This is a genomic window from Bradyrhizobium sp. 26S5, from assembly GCF_036923295.1.
GTDB classification, from domain to species: Bacteria; Pseudomonadota; Alphaproteobacteria; order Rhizobiales; family Xanthobacteraceae; genus Bradyrhizobium; species Bradyrhizobium septentrionale.
Genome location: NZ_CP145948.1, coordinates 1,043,478 through 1,057,194 on the forward strand (window position 1 = coordinate 1,043,478; position 13,717 = coordinate 1,057,194).

Annotated in this window: 15 protein-coding genes; 8 read left to right on the plus strand and 7 right to left on the minus strand. The window is 64.3% G+C overall.

What is annotated here, in order from left to right; genetic code table 11:
• The first annotated feature begins 132 nt into the window (after positions 1-132).
• The 4 genes from V5279_RS04845 to V5279_RS04860 all read left to right on the plus strand — a co-directional run bounded on the left by V5279_RS04845 (position 133) and on the right by V5279_RS04860 (position 4,003).
• The gene (locus V5279_RS04845; protein WP_166302155.1) at positions 133-1,122 is read left to right on the plus strand and encodes a sulfate ABC transporter substrate-binding protein; all 990 of its coding nucleotides are present in this window, start codon (positions 133-135) and stop codon (positions 1,120-1,122) included.
• Between the two features lie 64 nt (positions 1,123-1,186).
• A complete protein-coding gene (gene cysT, locus V5279_RS04850; RefSeq protein ID WP_166216195.1) occupies positions 1,187-1,993 on the plus strand; it encodes a sulfate ABC transporter permease subunit CysT in 807 nt (268 codons plus the stop codon).
• A gap of 8 nt (positions 1,994-2,001) precedes the next feature.
• Positions 2,002-2,964 (plus strand): sulfate ABC transporter permease subunit CysW, encoded by a 963-nt coding sequence (gene cysW, locus V5279_RS04855; RefSeq protein ID WP_414645901.1) that lies wholly within the window; start codon positions 2,002-2,004, stop codon positions 2,962-2,964.
• Complete coding sequence (locus V5279_RS04860; protein ID WP_028342240.1) at positions 2,954-4,003, plus strand: sulfate/molybdate ABC transporter ATP-binding protein; 1,050 nt, start codon at positions 2,954-2,956, stop codon at positions 4,001-4,003. The genes cysW and V5279_RS04860 overlap by 11 nt, the downstream gene beginning before the upstream one ends.
• A gap of 188 nt (positions 4,004-4,191) precedes the next feature.
• On the opposite strand, the gene V5279_RS04865 is transcribed toward V5279_RS04860, so the two are convergent.
• Positions 4,192-4,665: a YybH family protein gene (locus V5279_RS04865; protein WP_338695517.1), complete on the minus strand. Its 474-nt coding sequence runs from the start codon at positions 4,663-4,665 to the stop codon at positions 4,192-4,194.
• A 395-nt stretch (positions 4,666-5,060) separates the two neighbouring features.
• Here V5279_RS04865 and V5279_RS04870 point away from each other — a divergent pair, with 395 nt between their 5' ends.
• The 3 genes from V5279_RS04870 to V5279_RS04880 all read left to right on the plus strand — a co-directional run bounded on the left by V5279_RS04870 (position 5,061) and on the right by V5279_RS04880 (position 7,735).
• Complete coding sequence (locus V5279_RS04870; protein ID WP_166302167.1) at positions 5,061-5,558, plus strand: CAP domain-containing protein; 498 nt, start codon at positions 5,061-5,063, stop codon at positions 5,556-5,558.
• Positions 5,559-5,764: 206 nt separating this feature from the next.
• On the plus strand, positions 5,765-6,934 hold the full coding sequence (locus V5279_RS04875; RefSeq protein WP_338695519.1) for a patatin-like phospholipase family protein: 1,170 nt from the start codon (positions 5,765-5,767) through the stop codon (positions 6,932-6,934).
• Between the two features lie 12 nt (positions 6,935-6,946).
• The gene (locus tag V5279_RS04880) at positions 6,947-7,735 is read left to right on the plus strand and encodes a 3-hydroxybutyrate dehydrogenase (protein WP_166302170.1); all 789 of its coding nucleotides are present in this window, start codon (positions 6,947-6,949) and stop codon (positions 7,733-7,735) included.
• Between the two features lie 88 nt (positions 7,736-7,823).
• Here V5279_RS04880 and V5279_RS04885 read toward each other — a convergent pair whose 3' ends face one another.
• The 4 genes from V5279_RS04885 to V5279_RS04900 all read right to left on the minus strand — a co-directional run bounded on the left by V5279_RS04885 (position 7,824) and on the right by V5279_RS04900 (position 10,808).
• Complete coding sequence (locus V5279_RS04885) at positions 7,824-8,126, minus strand: type II toxin-antitoxin system RelE/ParE family toxin (protein WP_166302173.1); 303 nt, start codon at positions 8,124-8,126, stop codon at positions 7,824-7,826.
• A complete protein-coding gene (locus tag V5279_RS04890) occupies positions 8,123-8,359 on the minus strand; it encodes a hypothetical protein (protein WP_166302175.1) in 237 nt (78 codons plus the stop codon). The genes V5279_RS04885 and V5279_RS04890 overlap by 4 nt, the downstream gene beginning before the upstream one ends.
• A gap of 33 nt (positions 8,360-8,392) precedes the next feature.
• Positions 8,393-9,784, minus strand: coding sequence for an oligosaccharide flippase family protein (locus tag V5279_RS04895; protein ID WP_414645902.1), 1,392 nt, complete (start codon positions 9,782-9,784; stop codon positions 8,393-8,395).
• Positions 9,785-9,968: 184 nt separating this feature from the next.
• Complete coding sequence (locus V5279_RS04900) at positions 9,969-10,808, minus strand: protein-disulfide reductase DsbD domain-containing protein (protein WP_338695524.1); 840 nt, start codon at positions 10,806-10,808, stop codon at positions 9,969-9,971.
• A 136-nt stretch (positions 10,809-10,944) separates the two neighbouring features.
• Between V5279_RS04900 and V5279_RS04905 the strand changes: the two genes are divergently transcribed.
• On the plus strand, positions 10,945-11,604 hold the full coding sequence (locus V5279_RS04905; protein ID WP_166302183.1) for a YqgE/AlgH family protein: 660 nt from the start codon (positions 10,945-10,947) through the stop codon (positions 11,602-11,604).
• Positions 11,605-11,749: 145 nt separating this feature from the next.
• Here the strand turns inward: V5279_RS04905 and V5279_RS04910 are convergent, their stop codons facing one another.
• Positions 11,750-12,637 carry a TauD/TfdA family dioxygenase gene (locus V5279_RS04910; RefSeq protein ID WP_338695526.1) on the minus strand — a complete coding sequence of 296 codons (888 nt, stop codon included), beginning with the start codon at positions 12,635-12,637 and terminating at the stop codon, positions 11,750-11,752.
• Between the two features lie 229 nt (positions 12,638-12,866).
• Positions 12,867-13,646 carry an SDR family NAD(P)-dependent oxidoreductase gene (locus V5279_RS04915; RefSeq protein ID WP_338695528.1) on the minus strand — a complete coding sequence of 260 codons (780 nt, stop codon included), beginning with the start codon at positions 13,644-13,646 and terminating at the stop codon, positions 12,867-12,869.
• Positions 13,647-13,717 lie beyond the last annotated feature (71 nt).

Sequence of the window (13,717 nt, forward strand, 5' to 3'; positions counted from 1 at the left end):
GCGGCGCCTTCGTAGCACAAGCGCGCTGCACGGCCGCAAACAAAGAAAACCGGTTTCGTTGACTTAGAGCCACTTCGCCGCGAGTTATGTCTGGCGCGTTCCCTGACATTCTCGGGTTGAATGGAGACAGAAATGATCCGTCGTATCCTGCCGCTGGTCGCGGGATTGTTGTGGGCGAGCTCGGCCTTCGCGGCCGACTATTCGCTGCTCAACGTGTCCTACGATCCGACCCGCGAGCTCTATGTCGATTTCAACAAGGCGTTCGCCGCGGCCTATCAGAAGGAAACCGGCAAGAGCGTCGAGATCAAGCAGTCGCATGGCGGTTCGGGCTCGCAGGCGCGCTCGGTGATCGACGGACTGCAGGCCGATGTGGTCACGCTGGCGCTCGCCTATGACATCGATGCGATCGCGGGCAAGGGCCTGCTCGCGGCCGATTGGCAGAAGCGGCTGCCGCTGAACGCCTCGCCCTATACCTCGACCATCGTGTTCCTGGTGCGCAAGGGCAACCCCAAGGGCATCAAGGATTGGGATGATTTGATTAAACCCGGCGTCGCTGTGATCACGCCGAACCCGAAGACCTCCGGCGGCGCGCGCTGGAACTATCTCGCCGCCTGGGGCTACGCGCAGAAGAAGTTCGGCTCGGCCGACAAGGCGAAGAAGTTCGTCGCCGACCTCTACCAGAACGTTCCGGTGCTCGACACCGGCGCGCGCGGCTCGACCGTGACCTTCGTCGAGCGCGGCGTCGGCGACGTGCTACTCGCGTGGGAGAACGAAGCCTTTCTGGCACAACGCGAATTCGGCAAGGACAAGTTCGAGATCGTGGCCCCGGCGCAGTCGATCCTCGCCGAGCCGCCGGTCGCCGTGGTCGACACGGTTGCCGACAAGAAGGGCACCCGCGCCGTCGCCGAAGCCTATCTGAAGTACTGGTACACCAAGGAAGGCCAGGAGATCGCCGCGCGCAACTCCTACCGGCCGCGTGATCCCGAGATCGCCAAGGAGTACGAAAAATCCTTCGCCAAGGTTGAACTTTTCACCATCGACGACGTTTTTGGTGGTTGGACCAAGGCGCAGAAGGAGCATTTCGCCGAGGGCGGCATTTTCGATCAGATCTACAAGAACTGATCGGGACTATCGTTCGGGTTAAACAGGGGGATTTGTGAGCACAGCGGTTGCACGGCGCAGTACCCTGCCGGGGTTCGGTCTCACCATGGGACTGACCCTGACATGGCTCTCCGTTATCATCCTGATTCCGCTGGCCGCGCTGTTCCTCAAGACGTTCGAGCTCAGCCTCGATCAGTTCTGGGCCATCATCACCAGCCGCCGCACCCTGAATGCCCTGAAAATTTCGTTTGGGCTTTCGTTTGCGGCCGCCTGCGTCAACCTGGTGATGGGCACCATCATCGTCTGGGCGCTGGTGCGCTACCGTTTTCCGGGCCGGCGGCTGTTCGACGCCATCGTCGATATTCCATTCGCCTTGCCGACCGCGGTCGCCGGCGTCGCGCTGACGCAATTGTTCGCGCAGAAGGGCTGGCTTGGCGCGCCGCTCGCCGAACTCGGCATCAAGGTCGCGTTTACGCCGATCGGCATCTTCATCGCGATGATCTTCATCGGCATTCCCTTCGTGGTGCGCACGGTGCAGCCGGTGCTGATCGATCTCGATCCCGAGATCGAGGAAGCCGCCGCGAGCCTCGGTGCCAACCGCTGGCACACCGTGTTCCGCGTCATCCTGCCGAGCCTGATCCCGGCGCTGCTCACCGGCTTTGCGCTGGCCTTTGCCCGCGCCATCGGTGAATACGGTTCGGTGATCTTCATCGCCGGCAATCTGCCCAACGTCTCCGAAATCGCGCCGCTGTTGATCGTGATCCGGCTGTCCGAATTCCGCTATGCCGACGCCACCGCGATCGCGGTCGTGATGCTGGTGGCCTCGTTCCTGATCATCTTCGTGATCAATCGCCTGCAGCGCTGGGCGCAAGCCCGCATTCCCGTGCATTGAGGTTCGCGATGTCGATGCAGACGGGATTGGTGACCTCGACGACGCAACTGCGGACCTACGCGCCCGCGACCGATGTCAGCGTGGCGGCGCCGGCGCCGCGGCTCGAGATCGCGCGCGCGGAGCCCGGCACGGCGCAGCGCAATCTGCGCACCGAGCCCGGCCCGATCCGCTTCATCATCATCGCGCTGGCGATCACCTTCCTCAGCGTGTTCGTCGTGCTGCCGCTGGTCGTCGTGTTCGCGTCGGCCTTCTCGAAAGGGATCGGCGCCTATGTCGCCGCGCTGGCCGAGCCCGAGGCGCTCGCCGCGATCAGGCTGACGCTGCTGATCGCCGCGATCTCGGTCACGCTCAATCTGGTGTTCGGCGTGGTCGCGGCCTGGGCGATCTCGAAATTCGAATTCACCGGCAAGACCTTCCTGATCACGCTGATCGACCTGCCGTTCTCGGTATCGCCCGTGATCTCCGGCCTGGTCTTCGTGCTGCTGTTCGGCGCCCAGGGCTATTTCGGTCCGTGGCTGCAGGCGCACAACGTCCATATCCTGTTCGCGATGCCCGGCATCGCGCTGGCGACGATCTTCGTCACCTTCCCGTTCGTGGCGCGCGCGCTGATCCCGCTGATGCAGGAGCAGGGCACCCAGGAGGAGGAGGCGGCGATCTCGCTCGGCGCCTCCGGCCTGCAGACCTTCTTCCGCGTGACGCTGCCCAATATCAAATGGGGCCTGCTGTACGGCGTCCTGCTCTGCAACGCGCGCGCGATGGGTGAGTTCGGTGCGGTGTCGGTCGTCTCCGGCCATATCCGCGGCGAGACCAACACGATGCCGCTCCTGGTCGAAATTCTCTACAACGAATATCAGTTCGTCGCGTCGTTCGCGATCGCATCGCTGCTGGCGATGCTGGCGCTGATCACGCTGGTGGCGAAGACCGTTCTCGAGCAACGGCTCGACGAGGCAGAGGTGCCCGATGGCGATTGAAGTCAAGAATATCGTAAAGACGTTCGGCAGCTTTGCCGCGCTCGACAATGTCGATCTCAAGGTCGCCGATGGCGAGCTGTTGGCGCTGCTCGGCCCGTCCGGCTCCGGCAAGACCACGCTGCTGCGGATCATCGCGGGACTGGACTGGCCAGACAGCGGCGAGGTCGCGATCGACGGCGAGAATGCGCTCTCGCGCGGTGCCAGCGAGCGTCAGGTCGGCTTCGTGTTCCAGCACTACGCGCTGTTCCGCCACATGACGGTGTTCGAGAACGTCGCGTTCGGGCTGCGCGTACAGCCGCGCGCGATCCGCAAGGACGAGGCGACGATCCGCGCCCGGGTCAAGGAATTGCTCGACCTGGTGCAGCTCGATTGGCTCGCCAACCGCTATCCCAGCCAGCTGTCCGGCGGCCAGCGGCAGCGCATCGCGCTGGCGCGTGCGCTCGCGATCGAGCCGCGCATCCTGCTGCTCGACGAACCGTTCGGCGCGCTCGATGCCAAGGTGCGCAAGGAGCTCAGGCAATGGCTGCGCTCGCTGCACAACGAGATCCACGTCACCTCGATCTTCGTCACCCACGACCAGGAGGAGGCGCTCGAAGTCGCCAACCGCGTCGTGGTGATGGACAAGGGCAAGATCGAGCAGATCGGCTCGCCCGGCGAGGTCTATGACAATCCGGCGACCGCTTTCGTGCACGGCTTCATCGGCGAATCCATCGTGCTTCCGGTCGATGTGGCCGGCGACGCGGTGCGGCTGGACGGCCGTCCGCTGAACATTCCGGCGCTCGGCGCGGCATCGGGCGCCGCAAAGCTGTTCGTCCGCCGCCATGACATGGCGGTCGGTCCGGCCGGAACCGGCGCCCTGGAAGGCGCCATCCGTCACGTCCGTTCGTTCGGGCCGATCCAGCGCGCCGAAGTGGCGCTGTCGGGTAGCGAGGGCAAGACCGTGATCGAGATCGACGCCCCCCGCGATCGCGAGCTGCAGGCCGGCGAAATCGTCTCCTTGCAGCCCCGCCGCTACCGGATTTTTGCGGCACAGGAGTAGGACCCGGCCGCAGTGCCCAAACCTCCCCTTGAAAAGGGGAGGTCGCTTTGCTCGTCAGAGCAAAGCGGGTGGGGATCCTCTCTCCACGACATCGGCTGTCGCCTGTGGCCGACCCCCATCCCGACCTTCCCCCTTGCAGGGGGAAGGAGAAGCAAGTGCCGTAGCTCGGATGAGCCAACAGCCTGTGACTAACGCGCCCTGACCGGCCGGTTGCCGTGGCTGTCCTGCGGTACGCCACGCTGCAGCGACATGTGCGAGTGAATGCCGAGCCAATGTCCGTCGGCCTGAGGCGCGAGGATGATCGTCGCCCGCCCTGGCCGATCGAACCGGCTTCCGTCGGGATGGAAGCCAGCGCTCGTCCACGGCGTGATCACCGTCGCCGTGCCGCCGTCGGCGCTCACCAGCACCGCCGTATTGTCGAGGTCGAAGGCGAAATCCGCCGTGCGCGGCCAGACATTGTCCCATTGCATCTCGGTCCAGCGCGTGCGGCCGCGGATCAGTTCCTGGTAGGTGCCAAACGAGATGATATCGGAATGCCAGAACGGACGGGCCGCAGCATAGTCCACCGCCCTGACGCAGGCCGCGAACCGCTCGAGCCAATCGAAGACGGATCGGGTCGTCGCTGAATCGGCGATCGGCAGGGCTGTTTGCTGGCTCATCATCTTCCTCAACCCGACGGCTATGGCGGCCGACGGAGCCAGAAACGCACAACAGTGTCAACGAAGCGAAATCCGGGGACTTGCTCCGCGGATCGGTCCCGGCTCGTGTGGGAGCTCCATCCGGGCCACGGGGTCAAAACCTCCCCTTGAAAAGGGGAGGTCGCTTTGCTCGCCAGAGCAAAGCGGGCGGGGATCTGCTCTCTCCACTTGCAGCGTCGCCTGTGGCCAGACCCCCATCCGGACCTTCCCCCTTGCAGGGGGAAGGAGAAACAGGGCTCCCACGAAACCTGGGCGTTCCAGGGAATGACGGCATTTGGCGGCCAAAAGTTAGCCCCTGTTCACCATTCAGCCACGGTTGGTATGCAACAACGGCGGGCCAACCTTGGGGGTTTTTACCAGTGAAACGGACGACGGTCGCCCTGTTCGGGCTACTGGTGCTCGCCGGCTGTGCCGCAGACACCAAAATCCCGGAAGAACCGACCATGTATCTCAACATGGCGCAGGCCGGCGCGGTGCTGGATAGCCAGGCGGCCGCGATCATGTTTTCGCAATACCGCCAGAACAATGGTCTTGGCACCGTCGTGGTGGATCCGGACCTGACGAAGCTTGCCGAGCAGCAGTCGCAGGCGATGGCCGCCCGCAACAAGATGGACCATGACGTGAAGGCCCCGCTCGGCAAGCGGCTGCAGGCCGGGGGCTATCCCGCAACCGTCGCGGTCGAGAACATCTCGGCCGGCTATCACACGCTGGCGGAAGCATTTTCAGGGTGGCGCGATTCACCGCCGCACAAGGCCAATATGCTCAAGAGCGGTGTCACAAAAATGGGCATCGCGGCCGTCTATGCTCCCAACACCAAATACAAGGTGTTCTGGACGCTCATTTTGGCGGCAACCTGATTTCGATAAAATCCGCGTGATCCGCCCTCCGCATCTGGCGCAAGCATGATCCGGAAAAGTGGAGACCGGTTTTCCGAAAAGCTCATGCGAAAACAAAGCAATGAGATCGTGATGCGATCGTCGGAGATCGCATCACGATCTCATTGACGCGGCTGCGAACAGCCGCCACGGTGCGCTGCAAGGTAATCCTGACTGGGCGGTTACGAATGGATACTTCTGACACCGCGCCCGCCTCGACGCCGGCGCAAGCGCAGCGTGTGCTGGTTCTTCAGGGCGGCGGTGCGCTCGGCTCCTATCAGGCCGGCGCCTTCCAGGCGCTCTGCCATGCGGGCTTCGAGCCGGAATGGATCGCCGGCATCTCGATCGGCGCCATCAATGCCGCGATCATTGCCGGCAACGAGCCGGACAAGCGCGTGCCGCGGCTGAAGGAATTCTGGGAGATGGTGTCGGCGCCGGTGCCGTGGAATCCGGTCTTGAAGCATGAGCGCGCCCGCTCGCTGTTCAACGAGACCTCTGCGGCGATCATCGCGACCTTCGGCGTGCCCGGCTTCTTCACGCCGCGGCTTCCGCCGGCGCCGCTGTGGCCGCCCGGCAGCTCGCAATCGCTGAGCTATTACGACACCGCGCCCCTGAAGAAGACGCTGGAGCGGCTGGTTGACTTCGATCGCATCAACGATCTGAAGACGCGCCTGTCGGTCGGTGCGGTCAGCGTCACCTCGGGAAATTTCTGCTATTTCGACAATTACGAGTTCAAAAAGCGCGGCAAGAAGATCGGCCCCGAGCACATCATGGCCTCGGGTGCGTTGCCGCCGGGCTTTCCCGCCGTCGTGATCGAGGGCGAGCATTACTGGGATGGCGGCATCGCCTCCAACACCCCGCTCGACTTCGTGCTGGACGAGGAGATCAGCCGTGATCTCCTGATCTTTCAGGTCGACCTGTTCAGCGCGCGCGGGCTGTTGCCGGAGACGCTGCTGGAGGCCGCCGAGCGCGAAAAGGACATCCGCTTTTCCAGCCGGACGCGGATGAACACCGACAAGAACAAGCAGATCCATAACGCCCGCATGGCGGTGCGCGACCTGATCAGCAAGCTGCCGGATTACCTGAAGAACGATCCGTCGGTCGAGCTGCTGCGCAAGGCGTCCAAGGAGAACACCGTCACGGTGGTTCACCTGATCTACAAGAGCAAGAACTACGAGAGCTCGTCGAAGGACTACGACTTCTCCCATGTTGCGATGGTCGAGCACTGGGGCGCCGGCGTGCGCGACGTGCATTTGTCGATGCGTCACAAAGAATGGCTAGAACGGCCACAGTCCGGGGAAACCATGGTGACTTACGATCTCACGGGGGACGAACCCACGCCCCCGGCAAGCAAATAGGAGCGAACAACAATGGGTACGTTGACAGGCAAGACCGCCGTTGTGACCGGCTCGACCAGCGGCATCGGATTGGCTTATGCGCGCGCCTTTGCCGGCGCCGGCGCCAATATCGTCCTCAACGGCATGGGCGTGCCGGCCGACATCGAGAAGGAGCGTTCCGGCATCGAGACCGACTTCAAGGTCAAGGCGGCCTATTCGCCGGCCGACATGACCAAGCCGGCCGAGATCGCCGACATGATCGCGCTCGGTGAGAAGACCTTCGGTTCGGTCGACATCCTCGTCAACAATGCCGGCATCCAGTTCGTTTCGCCGATCGAGGAGTTTCCGCCGGAGAAGTGGGAAGCGATCATCGCGATCAATTTGTCGTCGGCGTTCTACGGCATCCGCGCCGCGGTGCCCGGCATGAAGAAGCGCGGCTGGGGCCGCATCATCAATACGGCTTCCGCGCACTCGCTGGTCGCCTCGCCGTTCAAGTCGGCCTATGTTTCGGCCAAGCACGGCATTGCCGGCCTGACCAAGACCGCGGCGCTCGAGCTCGCGCAGTTCAAGATCACCTGCAACTGCATCAGCCCGGGCTACGTCTGGACGCCGCTGGTCGAGCACCAGATTCCGGAGACCATGAAGGCGCGCAATCTGACCAAGGAGCAGGTCATCAAGGACGTGCTGCTCGCCGCCCAGCCGACCAAGGAGTTCGTCACCTCGGAGCAGGTCGCAGCACTCGCGCTGTTCCTGTGCGGCGACGATGCCGCGCAGATCACCGGCGCCAATCTCTCGATCGACGGCGGCTGGACCGCGGAGTAGTTTTTCCGGCGGGATTTGTCGCTGGACTGCCAGAAACAATGAGCCGGCCCTGATTGGATCAGGGCCGGCTTTTACTTGAGACCGCGAGCTAGTGGGGATCCGGATCGGACGGGGAGAACGGCATCCGAGATGTATGTCTGATGTGCAGGATGTCGATTGTATCGCTGCGGACCCGATAGAAGATACGGAACGGATAGCGCAGGACGGTGATCGCACGGACCGCGGAGCGCTGTGAGACGCGCGGCGCTGATCCGGGCGCGCGGCTCACACGGTCAATAACTTCGTGGAAGCGGCGTTCAGCCGCAGCGATTGTCGGGCTGGCGTGGGTCGAATAGTAAGTCGCGATTTCGTCCAGATCAGTCAGCGCTTGGCGCGAGAAGACGACCTTCATTTGCGACGAAATTTGGCAAACGCGGCTGCGACCTCTTCGTCGGTCGCGCACTCGCCTGCGTCGATGGACTCCATTGCGGCATCGATGACCCGCAATTCGTCCCGCGTCGCGACGTAGTCCTGGGCCTGCAGTTCGATTTCGATCTGGTTTGCGATCGATACGAGTTCATCCTGTGCCGACTCGGGCCAGGATTGAACGCGATCGAGCAGATTTTTCAGTTCGGCGGCGGTCATGTCGCGTAATATATGCCGTAGTCGGTGGAAATGCTACGGCGCGGAACGGGCCTTCCCGAACGCCAGCACGTGCAGCCCGAGCCGCGAGCGCACCACGTAGAACAGCAGGATCGTCTCGAAGGTCAGCGACAGCGAGGTCGAGGCGGCCGCGCCCATGCCGCCGTAGCGCGGGACGAGCGCGATGCAGAGCCCGACATTCATGAAGAACGACACCGCATAGGCCGTCGCGCAGATGCCCTGGTGTCCGAGCATGTTCAACAGGCGCTCGACCGGCCCGATCGCCGAGCGGATCACAAGCCCGATCGCGGCGACGAACATGATGCTGTAGCCGTCGACGAATTTCGGGCCGAACAGCCACAGCAGCGGCTTGCCGAACGCGAGCAGCGCGATGGTCGCGAACAGCGAAGGCCAGAATGTCCAGCTGATGGCGTGCGCGACATAGGCCGACAGCCGGTCCTTGTCGCCGAGCGCGTTGTACTCGGCGAAGCGGTGCGCCGTCGTCGCCGACATCGCGTAGTGCACGAACGACACCAGCGCCAGCGTCTTCACCACGGCGAAATAGATGCCGACCTCTTCCGACGAGCGGAATTGCTGCAGCATCAGCACGTCGGTGTAGCCGAGCAGCAGATAGAAGCTTTCGACCAGCATGATCGGCAGCGAGATCGCGAACCAGCCCTTGACGTCATAGGTCTTCTCGCCTGGCCCGACATGGGCGGCGAGCCGGCGGTTCAGCACGATCATCTGGCCGATCGCCGCGATGTACACGGCAGCCGCGCTCGCGATCATCGCCACCGTCGCGCCGAGATTGAGGCCGAGCGCCAGCGCGCCGGCAGTCAGCGCGATGATCAGCCCCTGCCGGACGATGAACTGCGGCATCAGGCCGAGTTGCATCCAGTCATGCGCGCGCGAGATGCCGTCCTGGGTGTTGGCGACCACGAAGGGCGGCAGCGTCAGGCAGCCGATATAGAGCGGCACCACCGCGTTGGGATCGATCCAGGGCGAAGCGAAATGGATCACGCCGGCGAGCAGCAGCGCCACCGTGCTGGACGCGGCCAGCACCACCCAGCGGCCGCCGGAGAGGAAGCCGCGCAGTGCGGCGAGGTCGCCGCGCGCGCGATATTCCGGGATGATCTTCTGCGAGGACGGCGCGATGCCGAAATCCATGGTGCTGCCGAGCAGCAGCACCCAGGTCCAGACATAGACATAGATGCCGTAGTCCGAGCCGCTCATCCAGCGCGCCAGCAGGATCTGCGCGAGATAGGCGATCGCGGCGCTGATGACGCGGATGACGAAGATGGTGCCGGCCAGGCGCTTGGTGACCGAGGCCTCCTTGGTGCCGCCGAGCAGGCGCGCGGCGAGGCCCCGCAGGCGTGCGACCGGGCCCGATGGCGCAGAAGTTGCGGTTTGGGTTTCCATCACAGCCAAGGCGGAAAATTCCTGAAGCGCCGCAGCGCGGCAATGCGCCTCGATCTATCAACGAAACGTTAAGATTGGGTTGGATGTCCGCCCGGGCAGGGAACCTGCCGATGCGCCGACTGCGTATCGGACGCGGCTCGCGCTTGCGGAACTGCTCGCTTGGCGAGCACCCACGGCACTAGCTCAAATGGCGTCAGTTCAGATTGATATTGAATTCGTAGCTCTTGTCGCCGCCGACCAGCGTCAGTTTCAGCGCCGCGCCGTCCGCCGTGGCGCCGGGCGGCAGCCCGTCGAGCTCGAAAGAGAAGCGCTTCACGCCGGGCGGCGCGTGCTCGACCAGCTTGGGCACCGGCAGCGCCCAGTCGGGCGTCGGCCCCTCGACGAACAGGCTGAGGTCACGGCTCTCGGGCGCGGTGACATCGACCAGCACGTTGTTCTTGCCGTCGCGCTTGACGTCGCGGATCGTGAACGGGGTCGGATCGCCGATATTGGCGGGCTTCGGCACCGCGTTGAGCGCGTCGGTCAGCGCGGCGTCCTCGGTCGAGGCGACGCTGGCGAATGCCAGCTCGGCCTTCGCCTCTACCGGCACGCACAGCTTCTCGCACACCGCGTAGTTGATGTCGGCGCGCAGCACCAGCGGCTTGTCGGGATTCTTCGCGACGATGCGCAGCGGCAGCACGACCTGGTGCTTGTAGCCGAGCGAGGTGCCGCCGGCGCCGTCGTCGAACTGGCGCGGCGCGGGCCACATCACCGTGACGGCCTCGACATTGTCCGACCTGGAGAAATCGAATCGCGGCGGCACGCCGGAATCGCCCGGTGTCCGCCAGTAGGTCTTCCAGCCGTCCTGCAGCTGGAAGGCAATGCCGCCGAGCAGCACCGTGCCGCTGCGCGATCCCGCGAGCAGCCGTACCGCCGAATGCGTGTCCTGCTGCCACGGCGAGGCGTCGTCGGCGCGAACCTCCGTTGCCCTGGACGCGACGGAAAGTAGGGCGGCAACGCCAAAGGCGGCCCGCAGGGGAACTGTGACGATCATGAGACGTCTTTACCTGCAACTTTCGTTGCAAACCATTGAATTGCTTGTGATGCATCGCCGCATGGCGGGCGATGGTTGATTGACAGAACCGCGACCCAATATCAGGATGCCAAATCAGCAGGAAAGGCCTTTGCGGATGCGCCCTGAAGGCAAAACAGGCAAGACTCGCAGGACCGCCGCCGGCAGAAACCCGGCCCCCGGTCCCCATGCCGCCGATGATGGCTATCTCGACGGCCAGATGCTGATTGCGATGCCTGTCATGAACGACCCGCGCTTCGAGCGCTCGGTGATCTACATGTGCGCCCATTCCTCCGAGGGCGCCATGGGCATCATCGTCAATCGCCCGGCCGGCAGCATCGATTTCCCGGGGCTCCTGGTGCAGCTCGACATCATCGAGAAATCGGACCAGATCCAGCTGCCCGAGAATGCCGAGATGATGAAGGTGATGAAGGGCGGCCCGGTCGACACCGGCCGCGGCTTCGTTCTGCATTCCAGCGACTTTTACATCCAGGATGCGACGCTCAACATCGACGACGGCATCTCGCTGACCGCGACCGTCGACATCCTCAAGGCGATCGCCAAGGGCTCAGGTCCCAAGCACGCGATCCTCGCGCTCGGCTATGCCGGCTGGGCGCCGGGCCAGCTCGAGAACGAGATCCAGCACAATGGCTGGCTGCACTGCGACGCCGATCCGGAGCTGATCTTCGGCGCCGATGTCGACGAGAAATACGCGCGCGCCCTGCGCAAGATCGGCATCGAGGCCGGCATGCTCTCCAACGACGCCGGCCACGCGTAGTTTGTGCGCGTCTCTCTCCGTGTCATGCCCCGCGAAAGCGGGGCATCCAGTACGCCGCGGCCCTTCGGCAATCCACAAATGTCTCTGGAATACTGGATCGCCCGGTCGAGCCGGGCGATGACAGCTTGGGATATGGCTGCGCCCGCTACTCCGCCGCTTCCTGCGCCACCGTCGGCTGGGTGCCCGCCACCGTGGCGCGGCGCATGTCGCGGGGCTGCGACTGGTCGTAGCGGCGGACGCGGTGCACGGTCTGGCGGTTGTCCCACATCACGAGGTCATGCACTGTCCATTTGTGCACATAGACGAACTCGCCCTGCGTCGCGTGCTCGGTGAGGTCGCGCAGCAGCAGCCGTGCCTCCGGCATGCTCATGCCCCTGATGGCGCCGGCATGCGACGACAGATACAGCGACTTGCGGCCGTGCACCGGATGCGTGCGCACCAGGCGCTGCAGCACCGGCTTGAACATCTGCTTTTCTTCATCCGTATAGTCGAGGAAGCCGAGCGAGCCGCGCGAATACATCAGCGAGTGCTCGCAGATCATGTCCTCGATCTCCGCCTTGGTCTCGTCGTCGAGCGCGTCATAGGCGGCGCGCATGTCGGCGAATTCGGTGTTGCCGCCCTTCGGGTTCACCACGCGCGCCGACAGCAGCGAGAATTTCGCCGGAATCGGCCGGAACGAGCTGTCGGAATGCCACAGGCAGTTGCCGAGGTTGAACAGATGGGTGCGATGATCCTTCGGCAGCGGCTTGCCGTCCTTGCCGAGATTGGAGACGTCGTTGAGCCCGGCGGAGAGACGGTAGTCCTCCTTCTTCGCCACGGTGCCGCCGCGCGCATCCTCGCGCTCGCCGAAATTCAGCGCGAACGCCATCTGCTGGTCGTCCGTGATGTCCTGGCCGTGGAAGACGAGCACGGCGTACTTGTCCATGCCGGCCTCGATGTCGATCGCTTCCTGCTTCGTCAGCGGCTTGCGCAGATCGACGCCGGAGACCTCGCCGACGAAATGCTTGTGAAGCTGGCGGATCAGGACCGTCATGGCGTATCTCCCCGTATCGCGCGGGCGGTTGTCCCGCTTCGTTTGCCGGGAAAGGCTACTCCCGAGGAGCGCCCTGTCAACGCACGGTACGACATGCAGGGTTGCGCCGACTCGTGTCCCGGACGCGGTGCAGCGTCTCTTGACGGTGCACCGCAGAGCCGGGACCCTTGCTGCGTGGCCCCGGATCAGCAGCGCACCACTCTGTGCTGCGCCGCATCCGGGGAACGCATCAAGCGTTTCTGGCCATCAACCCGCCGTCAACCGGAATCACGGCGCCGGTCAGGAACGATGCCGCGGGCAGGCACAGGCTCAGCGTCATGTGCGCGACCTCTTCGGGATCGCCGTAACGCGCGAGCGCGGTGCGGCGCTTGGCGTAGATCGTCTTGTGCTCCTCGGAGATGCGGTCGGTGATGGCGGTGCGGATCGGGCCCGGGCAGATGCAGTTCACGGTGATGCCCTCGCGCCCCAGTTCCACCGCGAGCGAGCGGGTCAGGCTGGTGACGCCGCCCTTCGCCGCGGAGTAGGCGCTGTGCAACCCGGTCGAGCCAAGCGCCTCGGTCGAGGCGATGTTGACGATGCGCGGCGATCGCGACTTGCGCAGGTACGGCAGTGCGGCGCGGATGATGCGTGGATGCGCCGTCAGCATCACCGCGATGCCCTTGGCCCAGGCGTCCTCGTATCCGGGATCGTCGATCGCCACGCGCACCGAGATGCCGGCATTGTTGACGACGATGTCGAGCCCGCCGAAATGCGCGGCGACATCGTTGACGACCTTGGTGATCGCATCGCGATCGGCGACGTCGAGCGTCCAGGCCTTTGCCGAGCCGCCGCTCGCCGAGATTTCCTTCGCCACCGCCTGCGTGCCTTCTTCGGTCAGGTCGGTGACCGCGACATTGGCGCCTTCGTCGGCGAACACCCGCGCGGTGGCGCGGCCCATGCCGCTGGCGGCGCCGGTGACGAGAACGGTGAGGCCCTTCACCGAACGGCTGAGCTGCTTGAATTCGGACATGACGGACCCCCCGTTGATTTTTTTGCGTTGTGAGATCGACAACGCTGGCACCGATCCGCGGAGACGTCAAA